Source organism: Actinokineospora globicatena (assembly GCF_024171945.1).
Classification (GTDB): Bacteria; Actinomycetota; Actinomycetes; order Mycobacteriales; family Pseudonocardiaceae; genus Actinokineospora; species Actinokineospora globicatena.
In genome coordinates this window covers 255,096-272,337 of the sequence record NZ_JAMTCR010000005.1, presented here as the reverse complement: position 1 = coordinate 272,337, position 17,242 = coordinate 255,096, and the positions used below count along the sequence as shown (strand labels likewise).

16 protein-coding genes are annotated in these 17,242 nt (G+C 70.4%); 2 read left to right on the top strand and 14 right to left on the bottom strand.

The features are described from left to right. The first annotated feature begins 5 nt into the window (after positions 1-5). The gene (locus LV79_RS24885) at positions 6-1,109 is read left to right on the top strand and encodes a DUF371 domain-containing protein (RefSeq protein WP_253840657.1); all 1,104 of its coding nucleotides are present in this window, start codon (positions 6-8) and stop codon (positions 1,107-1,109) included. Here the strand turns inward: LV79_RS24885 and kamB are convergent. From kamB to LV79_RS24815, 13 genes are all read right to left on the bottom strand, one after another. Further along, complete coding sequence (gene kamB / locus LV79_RS24880) at positions 1,096-1,746, bottom strand: 16S rRNA (adenine(1408)-N(1))-methyltransferase KamB (protein WP_443612882.1); 651 nt, start codon at positions 1,744-1,746, stop codon at positions 1,096-1,098. The genes LV79_RS24885 and kamB overlap by 14 nt on opposite strands. A gap of 210 nt (positions 1,747-1,956) precedes the next feature. Continuing rightward, a complete protein-coding gene (locus LV79_RS34110) occupies positions 1,957-2,745 on the bottom strand; it encodes a hypothetical protein (protein ID WP_285470460.1) in 789 nt (262 codons plus the stop codon). A gap of 273 nt (positions 2,746-3,018) precedes the next feature. Continuing rightward, the gene (locus LV79_RS24865) at positions 3,019-3,387 is read right to left on the bottom strand and encodes an STAS domain-containing protein (RefSeq protein WP_253840654.1); all 369 of its coding nucleotides are present in this window, start codon (positions 3,385-3,387) and stop codon (positions 3,019-3,021) included. A gap of 197 nt (positions 3,388-3,584) precedes the next feature. Next, complete coding sequence (locus LV79_RS24860) at positions 3,585-3,746, bottom strand: hypothetical protein (RefSeq protein WP_253840653.1); 162 nt, start codon at positions 3,744-3,746, stop codon at positions 3,585-3,587. Positions 3,747-3,861: 115 nt separating this feature from the next. Next, positions 3,862-4,323 (bottom strand): PPOX class F420-dependent oxidoreductase, encoded by a 462-nt coding sequence (locus LV79_RS24855; RefSeq protein ID WP_253840652.1) that lies wholly within the window; start codon positions 4,321-4,323, stop codon positions 3,862-3,864. Next, on the bottom strand, positions 4,323-5,255 hold the full coding sequence (locus LV79_RS24850; RefSeq protein ID WP_253840651.1) for an acyl-CoA desaturase: 933 nt from the start codon (positions 5,253-5,255) through the stop codon (positions 4,323-4,325). Before LV79_RS24850 ends, LV79_RS24855 begins: the two co-directional genes overlap by 1 nt. 237 nt (positions 5,256-5,492) lie before the next feature. Further along, positions 5,493-6,266: a S1 family peptidase gene (locus tag LV79_RS24845; protein ID WP_253840650.1), complete on the bottom strand. Its 774-nt coding sequence runs from the start codon at positions 6,264-6,266 to the stop codon at positions 5,493-5,495. Between the two features lie 125 nt (positions 6,267-6,391). Next, positions 6,392-7,285: an SMP-30/gluconolactonase/LRE family protein gene (locus LV79_RS24840; RefSeq protein ID WP_253840649.1), complete on the bottom strand. Its 894-nt coding sequence runs from the start codon at positions 7,283-7,285 to the stop codon at positions 6,392-6,394. Positions 7,286-7,399: 114 nt separating this feature from the next. Then, on the bottom strand, positions 7,400-8,431 hold the full coding sequence (locus LV79_RS24835; RefSeq protein ID WP_253840648.1) for a phosphotransferase family protein: 1,032 nt from the start codon (positions 8,429-8,431) through the stop codon (positions 7,400-7,402). Continuing rightward, positions 8,428-9,177, bottom strand: coding sequence for an SDR family oxidoreductase (locus LV79_RS24830; RefSeq protein WP_285470454.1), 750 nt, complete (start codon positions 9,175-9,177; stop codon positions 8,428-8,430). Before LV79_RS24830 ends, LV79_RS24835 begins: the two co-directional genes overlap by 4 nt. A gap of 28 nt (positions 9,178-9,205) precedes the next feature. After that, on the bottom strand, positions 9,206-10,399 hold the full coding sequence (locus tag LV79_RS24825; RefSeq protein ID WP_253840647.1) for an acyl-CoA dehydrogenase family protein: 1,194 nt from the start codon (positions 10,397-10,399) through the stop codon (positions 9,206-9,208). Between the two features lie 106 nt (positions 10,400-10,505). Continuing rightward, the gene (locus tag LV79_RS24820; RefSeq protein WP_253840646.1) at positions 10,506-11,705 is read right to left on the bottom strand and encodes a S8 family peptidase; all 1,200 of its coding nucleotides are present in this window, start codon (positions 11,703-11,705) and stop codon (positions 10,506-10,508) included. A 369-nt stretch (positions 11,706-12,074) separates the two neighbouring features. Continuing rightward, complete coding sequence (locus LV79_RS24815; RefSeq protein ID WP_253841190.1) at positions 12,075-13,622, bottom strand: acyl-CoA synthetase; 1,548 nt, start codon at positions 13,620-13,622, stop codon at positions 12,075-12,077. Between the two features lie 275 nt (positions 13,623-13,897). Between LV79_RS24815 and LV79_RS24810 the strand changes: the two genes are divergently transcribed. Next, complete coding sequence (locus LV79_RS24810) at positions 13,898-15,550, top strand: bifunctional 3'-5' exonuclease/DNA polymerase (protein WP_372495447.1); 1,653 nt, start codon at positions 13,898-13,900, stop codon at positions 15,548-15,550. A 529-nt stretch (positions 15,551-16,079) separates the two neighbouring features. On the opposite strand, the gene LV79_RS24805 is transcribed toward LV79_RS24810, so the two are convergent. Further along, complete coding sequence (locus LV79_RS24805) at positions 16,080-17,234, bottom strand: lactate 2-monooxygenase (RefSeq protein ID WP_253840645.1); 1,155 nt, start codon at positions 17,232-17,234, stop codon at positions 16,080-16,082. Between the last annotated feature and the right edge of the window lie 8 nt (positions 17,235-17,242).

Below are 17,242 nucleotides of genomic sequence, written 5' to 3'. Positions count from 1 at the left end.
GGCGGGTGGCCACCGAACTGCTGCGGCTGCGCTGCCGCGGGCACCAGGACATCCGCGCGACCCACGGCAAGACGCTGGAGTTCACCGCGGACGCCGCGATCACCGGTCGCGCCACCTGCGTGGTCGGGGTCGCCGGTGAGGTTGTCGGCCTAGCGCCGCCTGCCGTTGCGGGGCCGGTGTTCATCACGATCAGTTCCGGCGGAGTCAGCGCTACCGTGCGAGCACAAGCGAACTCGCGGTGGCGCCCCGGCGGAAACGCGGTCGTGCGGCGTAGTGGCCAACGGATGTCGAACACGCTCGCCACGGACGCAGATCTGTCGTCAGCCGACCTCCCCCGCGAGTTGGCGGTGGCTCTGTCCGATCCGGACGTAGTCGTAGACGTTGTGGTGACTAGAGCCGAAACGTCTGGAACCCACCTCGTGCGGTACCGGGGTGCTCTTAGCCCCGACGACCGCTTGAGCGCAGAGTGCGCTGCCGCCGATGTGATCGTCGCGGAAGACGCCGGTGCTCGAGCCTTGGTGACCGCTCTGGGTTTCACGCCTTCTCGAGACATCAACGGGCCCGGCCGCACGTTGGCGGTATCCACTGTGGACGGGACTAGCGCCTCGGTGTCGAAGCTATTGGCCGAAGGCGCGTCGGTCGAGGTGCTAGGCCTACCGCCGGAGTTGGCGGTAGCAGGCGCGGCACCGCAAGTGGCCCCACTGCTCGTAGCTACCGGGTTGTCCCGCCGAGACGTGGTCAAGTTGGCCGCGACAACCCGTACAGCGCGCGTGGTGTTCACCTGCCCCGCGAGCGATCTCCCCCGCTGGCTCGCGGACGCCCAGCGCGTCGCGGGCACGGAGCACGTAAGCGTTATGACAGTGGACGAGCGGCCTACCTGGGGCCCTGTCTCAGAGTTCGCCAACCTCAGCGGATCAGCATCCGTGTGGTGCGCTCTAGATCCGACAGCGGGACCCGTCGCGGTAGACCTCGACGTCGCCGGACTGCTGACAGCGCTGTTGGGCCAAGAGGTAGCCGCGTCGACTCTCGCACGGGCACTGGCAGCGCAACCGGGGTGGTCGCGCAAGCAGGCTTACGACTTCGTGCTCGGGCTGGCTAAGCCGGGTTGATCCGACCGGTGAGCGCGAGGACGTCGAGCTGGTCACGCGAGGAGTTGAGCCTGCGGGTCCACGAGGTGGCCAGGGCGGCGATGGCCTCGGCGGCCATGTACTCGGCGGCGTCCAGGTGCCAGTTGGCCGCCTTGAGCGCGGGCCCCAGCTCGGCCACCGCGGACTCCGGCGTGGGCTCGGCGTGCGTGCCGACCTCGGGCACCGGCGGGCGCCAGGCGTGCAGGTTGAGGGCGATCAGGAACCGGGCGTCCGGCGCGCAGGTCCCGGCCAGACCGGCCAGCATCGCCGGGTCCGAGCCGAGGACGCCGCGCAGCAGGCTCCCCCAGGGCATCAGGACGTGCAGCTCGGTGATCCCGGTCAGCTCGGGCAGCTGCTCGGCGGCGGCCCACAGGTAGAGCAGGTTCGGCAGGCCGCCCTTCTTCGGCGCGGCACTGGCCTTGGTGGCCGACTTGCGCATGTTGTCCTTGGCCGCGTCCAGCCCGATCACCAGCAGCTCGGGGTGCGCCTTCGCCAGGTGCAGCGCGTGCTTGCCGTCGCCGGTGCCCACGTCGAGCACCGCGCCCGAGTAGCGGGACCGCAGGTCGGCGAACGCCCCCGGTTCGACCACCTCGACCTGCTTGCCGGTGACGCGGCGCATGGGACTGGGCATGGCGGCGAGCCTAGGACAGGGTCGAGCCCCGGGGCCTTGTGGGCCACCGGGGCTCGGCGATCACGCACACCACCACCCGATCACGGGCGGACGGCCTGCTCGGCGGGGCAGATCACCCCACCGCACACTCGTGGCCGGACCTCACCGACGGGTCGGGCTCTCCCGACAAGCCCGAACGACCCGGGAGTCCGCGCCGGGTCAGGTCGTCTCCGGGCCGCCGGGCAGCGTCGGCAGGGCACCGCCGAGGTCGGGCAGCGCCGGGACGGTGCCGGACAGGTCCGGGAGGCCGGGCTGGATGGCACCGGTGGAGATGCCGGACAGGTCGGGCAGGTCGGTGAGCTCCGGCAGGTCGGCGACGTCCGGGACGTCGGCGACATCCGGGACATCGGGCACGTCCGGGAGTTCGGGCAGGTCCGGCAGCGTGCTCAGGTCGGGGATGGTGCTCAGGTCGGGCAGCGTCCCCGGGGTCGGCAGACCACCGGGAATCGGCAGACCGCCCGGGATCGGCAACGTGCCAGGAGTCGGCAAGCCACCCGGGATGGGCAGGCTACCTGGGATGGGCAGCGTGCCGGGCAGACCGCCGGGGATGGGCAGGCCACCGGGCACCGGCAGCGCGGCGGCCAGGTGGTGGATGAGGGTGGTGACCAGGTCGAGCAGGCCCGCGACCAGCACCGGGTTGATCGGCCCCGGGATCGGCAGGATGCGCTCGACCTCGGCGGCCTTGGTGTCGGCCGGGGTGGCCAGGTCGGTCGCGCCGCAGCCGCGGACGTGGTTGAGGGCGGTCCGCAGGCTGGTGACGGCGGTGCCGAGCGCGGCGTCGTCCCCGGCCGCGGTGAGCTCGTTGTACGCAGCGGTCAGTTCTTGCAGGTGAGCGGCCCGGTTGTCCTGTTCGGCCGGTGCCGTGGCGGAGGCTAGACCCGCTCCGGTCGCTGTCAGCACGCTCGCGGCCGCGACTGCGGTCACGAACCGCGCGAGGTGGCGATTCATCGGGATTCCTCTCGGGCTGGGCTTGGTGGTTTCCGTCCAACGGCTACCAGCTCGCCAGGGGCGTGACCGGATGATCAGCAGCCGCCCGCACGCCGGACCTCGCGTTGCGCGATGGCCACACTCGTCCGGGTTGGGCCCACCGGGTGGTGACAACTCCCCCGGGCCCGGAATCGGTCAGCGGATCGCGACCGTCGCTCACTCGTACGAGTCAATAACGGACTCGGAGCGCGAAATACCGCCCGGGGAATGCGCCAGCGGCCTATCTCGGTCCGATCACCAGCGGGAGGCGCGGGGTTCCAGCGCCGAGTCCAGGTTCGGGTAGACCGCGACCAGGTCGCGCACGCCGGTCACGTGCATGGTGTGCAGTGCGGGCCCCATCGGGACGGCGACGCGCAGCAGCTTGCCCCGGTGCAGGCAGTGGTAGTGGGCGCGCACGATGAGCGGCGCGGCGCCGACGCTGAGGTGGGTGACCCCGCACAGGTCGACGATCACGAAGCGCTTCACGGTGTTCTCCGCGCAGGCGTCCTCGACCTGTTCGCGCCACGGCCGCTCGGTCACCATGTCGATGCGGCCCACCGCGCTGACCACGACGGCCGACCGGGTCCCCCTGGTCGTCACCGCCAACGGCTCGCGCGGGTTCACCGGGACCTCCCTCGCGGCGCGGACGGACGGAAACGATCACCGACGCGGAGCACCGCTCGAGTTCGCCGGGACTATAACCCGATTGTTGCCGGCCAACGGTGCATGACGCGAGCCCGTGCGCAAGACCACAGGAAAATTGGGTCCGATTCAGTGAATTGTGTGTTGTTTCAGCTGTCGCTTTACCGCTATGCCAACGCTCAGTGGTCCTCGCGGCCGCGGTCCACCCGGGCGACGCGGAGGGCTCTGACCCGAGCCGGGTCTCCTGCCGCACGGCGCTCGCCGGTCGCGCGGGCGCCCTGCCCCGCGGCAGGCCCCTCCGCGGCCTTGGCCCAGACCAGATCCCGCAGTTCCACCGACATACCCGGTCGATCGGCCGAATGGAGCACTTCGTTACCGACCGCTACCGTCTATCACCCGATAGCATGAGTAACTGGGTGATCCGAGGAGTGATTGTCCCCGTCCGGATGATCGCGGCTAGTGACCCAGACCTGGGGGAAAGCCCCCGGTGGCGATGGGCCCCCACCCGGTGATGCTCAGTCGGAGCAGGCACTTGCCCTGACGGACCATCGCGGCGCGGTAGTCCTCCCAGTCGGGGTGCTCGCCCGAGATCGAGCGGTAGTAGTCGACTAGAGGGTCCAGAGCCTCCGGTAGGTCTAGGACCTCCGCTTGGGCGTCAACCTGGACGTAGGGGCCGTTCCAGTCGTCGGAGAGAGCGCAGACCGCCGCCGTGGGGTCCCGGCGGAGGTTGGTCGCCTTCGCGCGGGACGGGTAGGTGGAGATGACCAGCCGACCCGAGTCGTCGACGCCGTAGGTGACCGGGGACATCTGCGGAGCACCGGACGCGCGACGGGTCACCAGGACGCACCGCGTGCGGGCGCGCAGGAACTCCAGCAGCGCGTCGCGGTCGGGGGTCTGGGCCGTCGCCGTCCTGGGCACTACTTGGCCGTCAGCTTCGCCAACCGCTCCTGCGTGGGCCAGCGGACCTCGGTGGCCCAGCCGAGCTTCTCGAACAGCCAGATCACCCTGGCGGAGATGTCGACCTGGCCGCGCTGGACGCCGTGGCGGGCGGAGGTGGGGTCGGCGTGGTGCAGGTTGTGCCAGGCCTCGCCCATCGACAGCACGGCGAGCGGCCAGAAGTTGGTCGCCTTGTCCCGGGAGCGGAACGGGCGCTCGCCGATCATGTGGCAGACCGAGTTGACCGACCAGGTCACGTGGTGCAGGAACGACACCCGCACCAGCCCGGCCCAGAAGAACGCGGTGACCCCGCCCCACCACGACCAGGTGATCAGCGCGCCGAGCAGCGCGGGGGCCAGCAGCGTGACGGCGGTCCACAGGCCGAACTGGCGGTGCACCCGGCGCAGGTCGGGGTCGGCGAGCATGTCCGGGGCGAACCGCTCGGCGTTGGTGAGGTTGCGGTCGAACACCCAGCCCATGTGCGCGTGCCAGAAGCCCTTGGCCAGCGCGGCCGGGGAGGTGCCGAACAGCCACGGCGAGTGCGGGTCGCCCTCGCGGTCGGCGAAGGCGTGGTGGCGGCGGTGGTCGGCCACCCAGTGCAGGACCGGGCCCTGCAGCGCCATGCTGCCCACGACGGCCAGCCCGACCCGCAGCGCGCGGGTGGCCTTGAACGAGCCGTGGGTGAAGTACCGGTGGAAGCCGACGGTCACGCCGAGGCAGGTGAAGGTGTAGAAGAACGCGGCGAGCGCGACGTCCACCCAACCAAGGCCCCAGCCCCAGGCCAGCGGGACGGCGGCGACCAGCGCGGCGAACGGGACCAGGATGAACAGGTAGGTGCCGACCTGCGGCCAGTGCGCCCGGGGCGCACCGAACATCGGTTTCGGCCCCGCGCTGCCCTCGACGGTCGCGGTCATCTCCTCGTGCCTCCAGCCTGGCCACCGGTACCCGCTCGGGTACTCGCTCGGGCGTAAGCAAACCAGGGCACCGGTCACGACACCAAGGGGTTGCTTGCCGGTGCGCTGTCCGGTATGTCGGCTACCTCGGGCGGTGAGCAATGCGTCACACCTGGCGGGAGCACGGGAGGAGCCCTGCGGTGGCTCGTGTACCGCCTCAGGGTTTCATCGGGGCGTAGCCAACCGGACGAACGGACGTCAGGACAGCGCCGTGATCGCCGCGGCTATCGCGGGCAGGTAGGCGGAGACCTCGGTGTAGATACCGGGGAACTGCGGTCGCGCGCAGCCGATGCCCCAGCTGACTATGCCTACCTGTCGCACTACGCCGCTGGCGTCCTTCGCGACCATCGGGCCCCCGGAGTCGCCCTGGCAGGTATCGATCCCACCGGTGCCGACAACACCCGCGCAGAGCATCCCGGCAGCCAGGAACTTGTAGCCGTAGGGGGTGTAGAGACCGGCGCAGGTGGTGTCGTCGACGTAGGGGACGTCGGCGTGCAAGAGGTACCGCTGCTGGTCGCCGCCCTCTTGTGCCGCACCCCAACCCATCACGCGGAAGGGACCCGTGGTCACCAACGTCGACTGGAGTGCGACGACGGGATAGGGCGCGGGGCGGTCGAGCTTGATCAGCGCCCAGTCGGACCCACGGCTGGCTGAGGTGTAGTCCGGCGACCGATAGACATAGAGGGAGTCGATGATGTCCGCGTCTGGGCTCTCTAGGTCCACTGCGCCGAACATCGCTTCTATGCTCGAGTTCGCCCCGGTTCCGCCAACACAGTGAGCCGCCGTCAGCACTATGTCCGGCGTGACGAGGGATCCACCGCAGCCCATGGACAGCCGCGCGAGCCAGGGGTAGGCACCCTGCGGTGCTACGACATCGCCGACGACCCTGTCGGGGAACTCGGCCCGTGCGGGAGCGGTGAGGGCGGCGACCAGGGCGAAACCGAGGACCGCGGCTCGCAAGAGCTTGCGCATGGGGTCTCCCCACTCGGTGGATCACGGAACGCCACCTCCCGGTAGCGCTGCGTCGATCGTGCCGCGCGGGTCGGGCCGTCGCCCGGCGGCGACCGGTGTGGGGGACATCCGCGCCCCGATCGTGGTCAGGGCAGGTCGAACGCGGCGACCGCTCGTTCCTCCAGACTGCCCAGGTGGACGAGGCCGTGGTGCTCGCGGACCCCGGTGACCATGTGGAAGTCGGGGGCGGTGCCGTGGAAGTCGTGCACCACCGCGCCGGTGGCGAAGTCGACGGCCCGCGCCCACACGACGCGCTTCTCCTTCGGTTGCAGGCGTTCCGGGACTCGCCAGATGGCCTTGCGCAGCAGCGGCGGGGTCCGCAGCAAGAGGTCGACAAGTGGATCGCGCGGGCTGGCCATGGCGATCCACAGGAGACCGTCAGATCCGGTGGACAGGTTGTCCGGGAACGCGGGCAGGTTGTCAGTAAGAAGGTCCGACTGGCCCTGACGGTCGCCGGTAAGCCAGACCCGGCGCAGGCAGTACTCCCCTGTCTCGGCCACGACCACGCTGGACTCGTCCGGCGCGAGCGCGACACCGTTGGCGAACTGCACACCGCGCAACAAGGTGTGCAGCGTTCCGTCCGGGTCGCGGCGCAGCAGTCGCCCGGTCTTGGAGTGCTCCAAGAGGTCCGCTTTCCAGAACTCGAGGTCGAACCGGTCGCTCGAGTTGGTGAAGTAGACAGTGCCGTCAGCGGCAACGGCGGCGTTGTTGCACACGCGGAGGTCAGGCCCAGCGGGAACGAGCACCTCTATATCGCTACCGGCGACCAGCAGCAAACCTCGATCCGCGTCACACACGAGCAGCCGACCGTCCGGGTACCACTCCAAGCCGAGAGGCCTACCTCCGGTGTCCGCGACTACATCCACCCGGCCGTCCGCGACGCGCAGGATTCGACCGTCCTCTACGCCGGTGAGGACGCGGCCCTCGGTGTCGACTAGAACGTCCTCGGCGCCCTTGCCGTCGATAGGGCGAACGGTCAACGGGGGCAGGTTCGAACCGCGCGGCGGTCGACCTGCCCGTGGTGCACGCCAGACAACGGGCTCTATGTTCGGCCGGGCCATGGGGGTCGCTCCTCGGGTCGCAGGGGGATGGGTTTAGCCGATCACCTCGCGGCAGCGCCACTCGAGGTAGGCGACGAAGGTCCAGAAGTCCTCGAAGGCCGGGTTGTGGGTCTGACCGTGGTGGTAGCGGTAGTAGATCTGCTGCATGATCACCGCCAGCCTGAACAGGCCGAACACCTCGTAGAACGACCAGTCGGGCAGCGGCGAGCCGGTCCGCTCGGCGTAGTGCGCGACCAGCTCCGCGCGGGTCGGCATGCCGGGTAGGTGCGTGGGTTGCCTGCGGGCGCGCTGGAAGAACGCGTCGTCGTCGGCCTGGATCCAGTACGCGAGGGCGCCGCCGAGGTCCATCAGCGGGTCGCCGAGCGTGGCCATCTCCCAGTCCAGAACCGCGACGACGGCCAGGTCGGCGTCCAGCACGACGTTGTCGAACCGCCAGTCGTTGTGCACCACCACGGTGGCGACGTCGTCGGGCCGCCGCCGCGCGAGCCAGTCGGTGACCGGGACGAAGTCGGGCACGTTCGGCGTGCGAGCGGCGGCGTACCGCTCGGTCCAGCCGCGGACCTGCCTGCCGACGTAACCCGCGCCCTTGCCGAGATCCCCCAGTCCCGCGGCGGCGGGGTCGACGCGGTGCAGGTCAACGAGCCGGTCGACGAGAGTGGTGGCCAACGCGCGCGCCTCGGCCGGTGCGAGCGTCATGTCCGGGGGCAGGTCGCCGCGCAGGATGGTGCCCGGGACGCGGCCCATGAGGTAGAAGTCGCTGCCGAGGATGCCGTGGTCCTCGCAAAGCCCGATCACGTCCGGCACGTACGGGTAGACGGGCTTGAGTTGCCGCTGGACCCGGTACTCGCGGCGCATGTCGTGCGCGGACACGGCTTTGCGGCCCACAGGCGGGCGGCGTAAGACCAGTTCGCGGCCCGGATAGCGCAAGAGGTAGGTCAGGTTCGACGCGCCGCCGGGGAACTGACGCACCTCGGGCTCGCCATCCGGTACGTCCACAGTGGAGCGGACCCAGGCGTGCACGGCCGGGACGTCGAACGCGTCCTCCGGCCGCACGGGCACGGTCACGACAACCTCGCCACGACCCCGAGCGGCAACGCGCGCATCGCGACCGCCAGCGCCGCCCACGGCCACGCGGGCACGCAAGCGGTTGCGACCTCCCGTTCCACCGCCCGCACCATGGCCCGGACCCCCGTCGTGGTCTCCGAGATCAACGGTGTCTTGCGGACCTTCTCGTTCATCTCCGAGCGGATGTACCCGGGGAACAGCGTGGTCACCTTGATCGGCGTGCGCAGCGTGTCGGCCCGGACCCCTTCGGCGAGCGCGGCGACACCGGCCTTGCTGGCGGCGTAGGTGGACAGGTTGCGCGGCAGTCCGCGCATCGCGCTCATGGACGACACGACCACGAGGTGCCCGGCGTTCTGGTCGCGGAAGGCGGTCATGGCCGCCTCGCACTGCGCGAGCGCGGCGACGAAGTTGGTCTCCGCGGTCTGCCGGTTGGCGTGGAAGTAGCCGGTGCCCAGCGGTTGGCCCTTGCCGAGACCCGCGTTGACGATGACCCGGTCCAGGGTGCCGAGTTCGGCCCGCGCCTCGGCGAAGACCCGGAACACGGCGTCGTGGTCGGTGACGTCGAGGGCCTTGACCAGGACGGTGATGCCGGGGTTGGCGGTGAGCAGCTGCTGGCGGACCTGGGCGAGCCGGTCGGTGCGGCGGGCGGCGAGGACCAGGTTGCGGCCCTTGGCGGCGAACTGCCTGGCCATCTCGGCGCCCAGGCCGGAACTGGCGCCGGTGATGAGGATGTTCGTCCTGGTCACAGAGGTGCTCCTGGTGGTGGGTCCGGGGTCATGGGCGGTGCTTCTTGAGTTCCAGGCGGGCGACGACGTCCTGGTGGACCTCGTCGGGGCCGTCGGCGAGCCGCAGGGACCGGGCGGCGGCGTAGGCGGCGGCCAGCGGGAAGTCGTCGGTCATGCCCGCGGCGCCGTGCAGTTGGATGGCCATGTCGATGACGGACAGGGCCATCGCCGGGACCGCCACCTTGATCTGGGAGATCTCGGAGCGGGTGGCCGCGAGGCCGTGCGCGTCCAGCTTCCACGCGGTGTGCAGGACCAGGAGCCGGGCCTGGTCGATGGCGATGCGGGCGGTGGCGACGCGTTCGCGGTTGCCGCCGAGGTCGGCCAGGGGTTTGCCGAAGGCGACCCGCCGGGTGGCGCGGACGCAGGCCAGTTCCAGGGCGCGTTCGGCCAGGCCGATCAGGCGCATGCAGTGGTGGACCCGGCCCGGGCCCAACCGGCCCTGGGCGATCTCGAAGCCACGACCGAGCCCCGCGATGACGGAGTCCAGCGGCAGCCGCACATCCGTGAAGGTGACCTGCCCGTGCCCGTACGGCTCATCGTGACGGCCGAACACGGGGAGCATGCGGTCGATGGTGACGCCGGGGGTGTCGAGCGGGACTAGAACCATCGAGTGCTGGGCATGGCGGGGCGCGGTCGGGTCGGTAAGACCCATGAAGATGACAACGGAGCAGTTGGGGTGCCCGAGGCCGGTGGAGAACCACTTAGTGCCGTTGAGCACGATCTTGTCGTCGTCGGGGATCGCGGTGGCGGCCATGTTGGTGGCGTCGGAAGAGGCCACGTCCGGCTCGGTCATGCAGAACGCGGAGCGGATAAGACCGTCGAGCAGTGGCTTGAGCCAGCGGTCCTGTTGAGCCTGACTGCCATAGAGGTGCAGGACCTCCATGTTGCCCGTGTCCGGCGCGTTGCAGTTGAACACCTCTGGCGCCAACGGTGACCTGCCCATCGCCTCGGCCAGCGGCGCGTACTCCACAGTGGACAAATCGGACTCGCTCGGCAGGAACAGGTTCCACAACCCCTGCGCGCGAGCCTTCGCCTTGAGCTCCTCGACGACTGGCGGCACCGCCCACGGGTCGGCTTCGACGGCTCGCCGGTGGTCCACCTCGGCCGGTTCGACCTCGTCGCGGACGAACGTGGCGACCCGGTCCAAGAGGTCGAGCACTCGTGCCGGGTGTGCGAAGTCCACGCCAGACCTCCTCGGAGCCAGCCGCCAAGTTACTGATGAGTCAACCTAGCCGGACAAGGCGACGGCCCGCACCCCCCGAAAGGGTGCGGGCCATCGAACCCCCAGGTCAGGAGCCCACGTGCAGCAGCTTGTTCGCGGTGCCCGAGCTCGGGTTGGTGATCTTGTCGGAGGACGCGTTCTGCACCAGGGCCGAGGCGACGTCCGCCGGGCCGGCCGACGGGTTCTCCGCGAGGTACAGCGCCGCGGCGCCGGTCACGTGCGGGGTGGCCATCGAGGTGCCGCTGATCCGGTTGGTAGCGGTGGTGCTGCCGATCCACGACGAGGTGATGTTCACACCCGGCGCGTAGATGTCCACGACGGAGCCGTAGCTGGAGAACTGGGCCTGCGCGTCGTTCTCGTCGGACGCGGCGACGGTGATCGCCTCGCTGACCCTGGCGGGCGAGTAGCCGCTGGCGTTGTCACCGGAGTTGCCCGCCGCGACGGCGAAGGTGACCCCGGCCGAGATGGCGCCCTTGACGGCCTGGTCGAGCGCGGTGTCACCGGGACCGCCGAGGCTCATGTTCGCCACCGACGCGCCGCTGTGGTTCTCCGCGACCCACTCGATGCCCGCGACGACACCCTCGGTGCTGCCGCTGCCGTTGTCGTCGAGCACCCGGACCGGCACGATCTTGACGCCCTTGGCGACCCCGTACTCCTTGCCGCCGATGGTGCCCGCGACGTGCGTGCCGTGGCCGTTGCCGTCGTCGGGGTCGTCGTCGTTGTCGACCGCGTCGAAGCCGCCGGACGCCCGGCCGCCGAAGGTGGCGTGCGCGGCGTTGACACCGGTGTCGATCACGTACGCGGTGACGTCGGACGCCTCACCCGGGTAGGTGTAGCTGTCGTCGAGCGGCAGGTCGGCCTGGTCGATCCGGTCCAGGCCCCACGACGGCGGGTTCTCCTGGGTGCCGGTCGCGTGGAAGCGCTGGTTGGCCTGGACGTAGGCGACCTTGGGGTCGGCCGCGAGCTCGCGCGCCTGCTCGGCGGACATGGTCGCGGAGAAGCCGGTCAGCACAGTGTCGTACTCGCGCTTGACCGTGGCGCCGTACTGGCCTGCCAACGTGCTGGCCTGCGCGCTCACCGCGGCCTTGGTGTCCTTGAGCACGACGATGTAGCTGTCGGCCACCGCGTCGGCGGATCCGGCGAACCGGACCTCGCCCTGGGCGGCCTGGGCGGTTGGGGTGATGGCGACCGCGGCGACAGCGGCGGCACCGACGAGTGCGAAACCAGCAGCTAGCCGGCCCCGACGACCTTCGCGCCTCGTAGTCATGGAAAACCTTTCGTAGCCCCGACAGAGCACTTCCGACACCGACTCGGCGTCGTTGTGTGAGTGATATGCAACGCCCTGTCGCGAATCGCATCAACAGTTGCCACTTGCCACATGTGGACTGATCGGGCCAGTCGAACTACGCCATTCGGCACAACTCCGCATACACTGAATACTCACCGGTAACCTGTGGACAACCCGAAGTTCGCGCAGCTCAAAGCCGGTTTACCGTTGCCAAGACACCGGTTGATCAACCATTGCGTGAATGTGAACCAAACACTCGAAAATCGCGACAGTTCGACCGTCGAGCGAGTCATTCCGGTGTGTTTATCCCGACCGCGGAGGGTTGCGCCCGCAGAATTCAGCGTGGTATCAGCCGAGCTCTTTACGGACCAGTTTCCCGGTCGCATTGCGCGGCAACTCGGCGAGGAAGACGACTTCGCGCGGGACCTTGAACCTGGCCAGGTTGGCGCGCACGTGCTCGCGCAGTTCCTCCGCCGACACCGAGGCGCCCGGCGCCAGCACGACGTAGGCCTTGAGACGCTGGCCGAACTCCGCGTCGGCGACCCCGAGCACCGCCGCCTCCACCACGCCCGGGTGGGCCACGAGCAGGTTCTCGATCTCGCCGGGGAACACGTTCTCGCCACCGGAGACGATCATGTCGTCGTCGCGGCCGTCGATGAACAGCCTGCCCGCGGCGTCGAAGTGCCCGACGTCCCCTGTGGACAGCAGGCCGCCGATGACCTCCTTGTGCCGCCCGTCGGTGTAGCCGCCGAAGGCCAGGCCGCTGCCCGCGAAGACCCGCCCGGTGACCTCCGGAGCCGTGACCGGTTTGCCGTCGGCGTCATAGAGCGCGACCTTGCAGCCGACCGGCGGCTTGCCGACCGTGCCCGGCGCCTCCCGCCAGTCCTGCGGCGTCGCCACGGAGGCGACCGAGACTTCCGTCGACCCGTAGAGGTTGTGCACGACGTCGCCGAACACGCGGGTCGCGCGGTTGCCCAACTCCGGCGACAGGGCGGACCCGGCGGTGAACACGATGCGCAGGCTGGTGGTGTCGTAGCGGCTGATCACGTCGTCGCCGAGGTCGAGAACGCGTTGCAGCATGGTCGGCACCAACACCAGCGCGGTGGCACGGTGCTCGGCGATGGCGGCGAGGGTCGCCTCCGGGTCGAACCGGCGGCGCAGCACGACCCGGGACCCGAGCGCGAAGGAGATGATGAACTGGGAGAACCCCGTCGCGTGGAACAGCGGCGCGGCCAGCACGGTCGCCTCGCCGGTGCGCAGCGGGATCCGGTCCAGGAACTGGGCTGCGGCCAACGGCGACCGGACCTGGCGGGGCGCACCCTTGGGGGTGCCGGTGGTGCCGCTGGTCAGCAGGACCATGCCGCCCGGCTGGCGCGGCAACGGCACAGCGCGGTCGTCGGTGTTCGCGATCAAGTCCTCTAGGGACTCCCCCGCGGGCTCGTCGACCCACGCGAGGTAGCTGGGCACCGAGCCGGGAAGCGCGTCGACCAGCGGGGTGAACTCCTGGTCGTGCACGAACACGGTCACGCCCTCGCGCTCGGCGACGTCGACCAGCTGCGGGCGGGCGAAACCGGTGTTCATCAGCAGCAGCCGAGCACCGAGCTTGCTGGCGGCCAGCATCGTCTCGACCGCGCCCCGGTGGTCGCGGGCCAGCAGCGCGACCACCGACTCGGCGGTGACCCCGCGCTCGGCGAACGCCCTGGCCAGCGCGTTGGACCGGCGGTCGAGCTGGGCGAAGGTGAGGTTGCCGCGCTCGTCGACCAGCCCGATCGCGGCGTCATCCCTGGTGGCGGCGATCCGGGCGGCCCCGGCGATGGGGCCGAGCCTGCGCATCGCGATCATCGACCCGAGCACGTGGTCGGGCCTGCTCAGCGGCACCAGACCCGCCTGCCGCATCACCTCGACACTGCGCAGCGCCGTGGGGACCTTGGCGACGAGGTCACGGACTCGGGTCAGGTACTCGCTCACCGGCGCCTCCCAACAGGTGTTACCCGAAAGTAACACCGTGCCGCACTACCTACTGGCGAGTCAACAGCCTGGTCACCGCATCTGCCGAACGCCTTCGCGGAGTGACTCGAGAACGGGTCCGCTGGGTGTGGATCAGCAGAGATGGGTGGCGGGTCGGCGCGAGGTGGCTGCGGTTGTCGGTGCCGTGGCCAAGAATGCTGGACGTGCGGGTGGTGGTGGTACCGGGAGCGGAGGGGGCCGGGCGCGCGCAGGTGCCCGGTGGGGACCTGGTCGACGTGCCGGACCTCGCTGGGTGGATGGCCGACCTGGAGCGGCGGCACGCGCCGAGGTGGGTGCTGCCCGCGCTGGACGAGGCGTACCCGGTGTTGCTGCGCGCGGGCGTCCGGCTGGGTCGTTGCCACGACCTCGCCCTGGTCGAGTCGATCCTGCTGGCGTTCGAGGAGCGGCCGGGTCGACCGCGCAACCTGGCCGCGGCGTGGGCGCGGCTGCACGGGGGCGCCGAACCCGCTGATCCGCCGCCGATGGCCCGGGGTGAGCAGCCGACGCTGTTCGAGGCGGACCGCGGGACGACACCGGTCGGCGCGGACGCGGCGCTGGCAGCCGCCGAGGTGCTGGCCGACCAGGAACGACGGCTGTCGGCGACCGCGCACCCAGACCGTCTGCGCCTGCTGGCGGCGGCGGAGTCAGCGGGCGGACTGGCGGCCGCGGAGATGAGCCACCACGGCCTGCCCTGGCGCACGGACGTCCACATCGGACTCCTCGCCGACCTGATCGGTCCTCGACCCGCACCGGGGGCGCGGCCAGCGAAGCTCGCCGCACTGGCCGAGCAGATCAGCGCGGCCTTCGGCGGGCGGCCGATCAACCCGGACAGCCCACCGAGCATCGTCAAGGCCTTCGCCCGGGAGGGCGTCGAGGTCGCGTCGGCACGGGCGTGGGTGCTGCGGGAAGTCGAACACCCGGCGGTACCGCCACTGCTGGAGTACCGCGAGCTGGCGCGGCTGTGGGTCGCGCACGGGTGGTCGTGGCTGGACTCGTGGGTCACCGAGGGCCGCTTCCGCCCGGAGTACGTCGTCGGCGGAGTCGTGTCAGGCCGCTGGGCGACTCGCGGCGGGGCGGCGTTGCAGTTGCCGAAAGCCTTGCGCACGGCGGTGCGGGCGGACCCGGGGTGGTCGTTGGTGGTGGCCGACGCGTCCCAGTTGGAGCCGCGCGTGTTGGGTGCGCTGTCTGGCGACCAACGTTTCGCGGAGGTCTCCAGCACTGACGACCTATATACGAGCCTGGCAGCGGACGCGTTCGACGGGGACCGGGGACGCGCCAAGATCGCAATGCTGTCGGCGATGTATGGGGGAACCAGCGGCGAGGCTGAACCGCTGCTCTCGGTGCTGCGCAAGCGCTTTCCGGTAGCGGTGGACTACGTGGAACACGCGGCGCGGGCGGGTGAGGACGGGCGGGTGGTGCGCTCTCGGCTTGGGCGTACTAGTCCGCCGCCTAGCGAGGCTTGGCGGGAGCGGACTACTGCTACTGGGGATGAAGACGCGGATCGCGCTGGACGGCAGGCGGCACGGGACTGGGGGCGATTCACGCGGAACTTCGTGGTGCAGGCGAGTGCCGCGGACTGGGCGCTGACGATGCTGGCGACGTTGCGGCGGCGGTTGGCGGAGAGTGCGCCGGAGGCTCGGATCGTGTTCTTTCAGCATGATGAGGTGATGGTGCATTGCCCTCAGGAAGTGGCTGAGACGGCGATCGCGGAGATCGGGGTGGCGGCGGAGGAGGCTAGTGGGCTGGTGTTCCCGGGGACGCAGGTGCGGTTTCCGTTGCTGGCACAGGCGGTGGAGTGTTATGCGGATGCTAAGTGAGGGCGGGGTTGTGAGGGCGGGGTTGTGAGGGCGGGGTTGTGAGGGCGGGGTGGCGGCGGGGTCGGGGCGGCTTGTTGGAGTTGTCCACAGGGGGTGAGTTGTGCACAGGCTCTGGTTTCATCCTCTCTCCCCTGGGCGCTCCCTCGGTAGGCTGTGTATTCGGGGGTCTTTGGGGCGGGTTGATCTTGGGGGCCGTGGGCGGGTAGGCGTTGAGCTGGGGGAAGTCCGGGTCTCGGGCCTTCGCTTCGCTGCGGGAAACGCCTCGCCTGCGGCATCGGACAGGCGCGATTTTCGAGCGAAGCTCGATGGGGTGGCACCAGCGACTTCGTGGAGCGCGGGGCGGCCAACGTCGTCAGCGGGCGTTCTTGGGGCCAACGTCGTCGGCGGGTGCTTCAGGGCCGACGTTGTTGGGTCCTCGCCAGTCTTGGCGGGTGGGTTGGGGCTGGGCGTGGGGACGTGGTGGGGCGTCGGTCGGTAAGGCGGGTGGGCTTGGTGGGGCGGGGGGTGTTAGTGCGAGCGCGGGAAGGGATTAGTCGCGGTGTAGGGAGGAGGGGGTTAGGGATGCGGGGGTTTGGTGGCCGGTTAGGCCGAGGGTGAGGTCTAGGTCGGCTAGGAGGCTGCGGAGGGCGTGGCGAACGCCTTGTTCGCCGGCTAGGGCTAGGCCGTAGATGTAAGGGCGGCCTAGGAGGACGGCTTTGGCTCCCAGGGCAAGGGCCTTGATGACGTCCGCGCCGGTGCGGATGCCGGAGTCGAAGAGGAGGTCTAGGCGGTCGCCGACGGCGGAGGCGATGGCGGGGAGGGCGTCCAGGGCGGCGATCGCGCCGTCGACTTGGCGGCCGCCGTGGTTGGAGATGATGAGGCCGTTGATGCCCTCGTCGGCGGCTCGGCGGGCGTCGTCGGGGTGTTGGATTCCTTTGAGGACGATGGGGCCGTCCCAGTGCTCGCGGAGGAAGGGGAGGTGGTCCCAGCGCTTGTCGGTGCCGGTGAACAGGGAGACCCAGCGCAGGATGGCCGTGGCCTGGTCCTCGGACGGGGGCTTCGCCAGGCCCGCGAGGAAGGCCGGGTCGGTGAAGGCGTTGGCGACACCGGCGGCGCGCAGGAACGGCAGGTACGCGTGGTCGAGGTCGCGGGGGCGCCAGGCCAGGGTCCAGGTGTCGAGGGTGACGACCAGGACCGTGTACCCGGCGGCCTTCGCGCGGTGCAGGAGGCTGGCGCAGACCTCGGGGTCGTTGGGCCAGTACAGCTGGAACCACCGGGGCCCACCGACGGCGGCGACGTCCTCCAGCGGGTACGACGACGCGGTCGACAGCACGATGGGCACGTCGAGCGCGGCGGCGGCGCGGGCGGTGGCGAGTTCGCCGTCGGGGTGGACGATCGACTGGACGCCGACGGGGGCGAGCAGGACCGGGGCGGGCATGGGCGTGCCGAGGACCGTGGTCGCCAGGTCGCGCTCGGTGGCGCCGGTCATCATCCTGGGCACGATCCGCCACCGGGCGAAGGCGGCGCGGTTGGCGCGGACGGTGTCGCCGGACCCAGCACCACCGGCGACGTAGCCGAACGGCCCGGGGTCCATCGTGGACTCGGCGACGGCCTCGAGCCGGGTGGCGTCCGTGGTGAACGGCGGGACCCGGTCGGCGAGGCCCTGCAGGTAGATCTCGTTCTGGTACCGCGCGTGCTCCGCCATCGCGAACC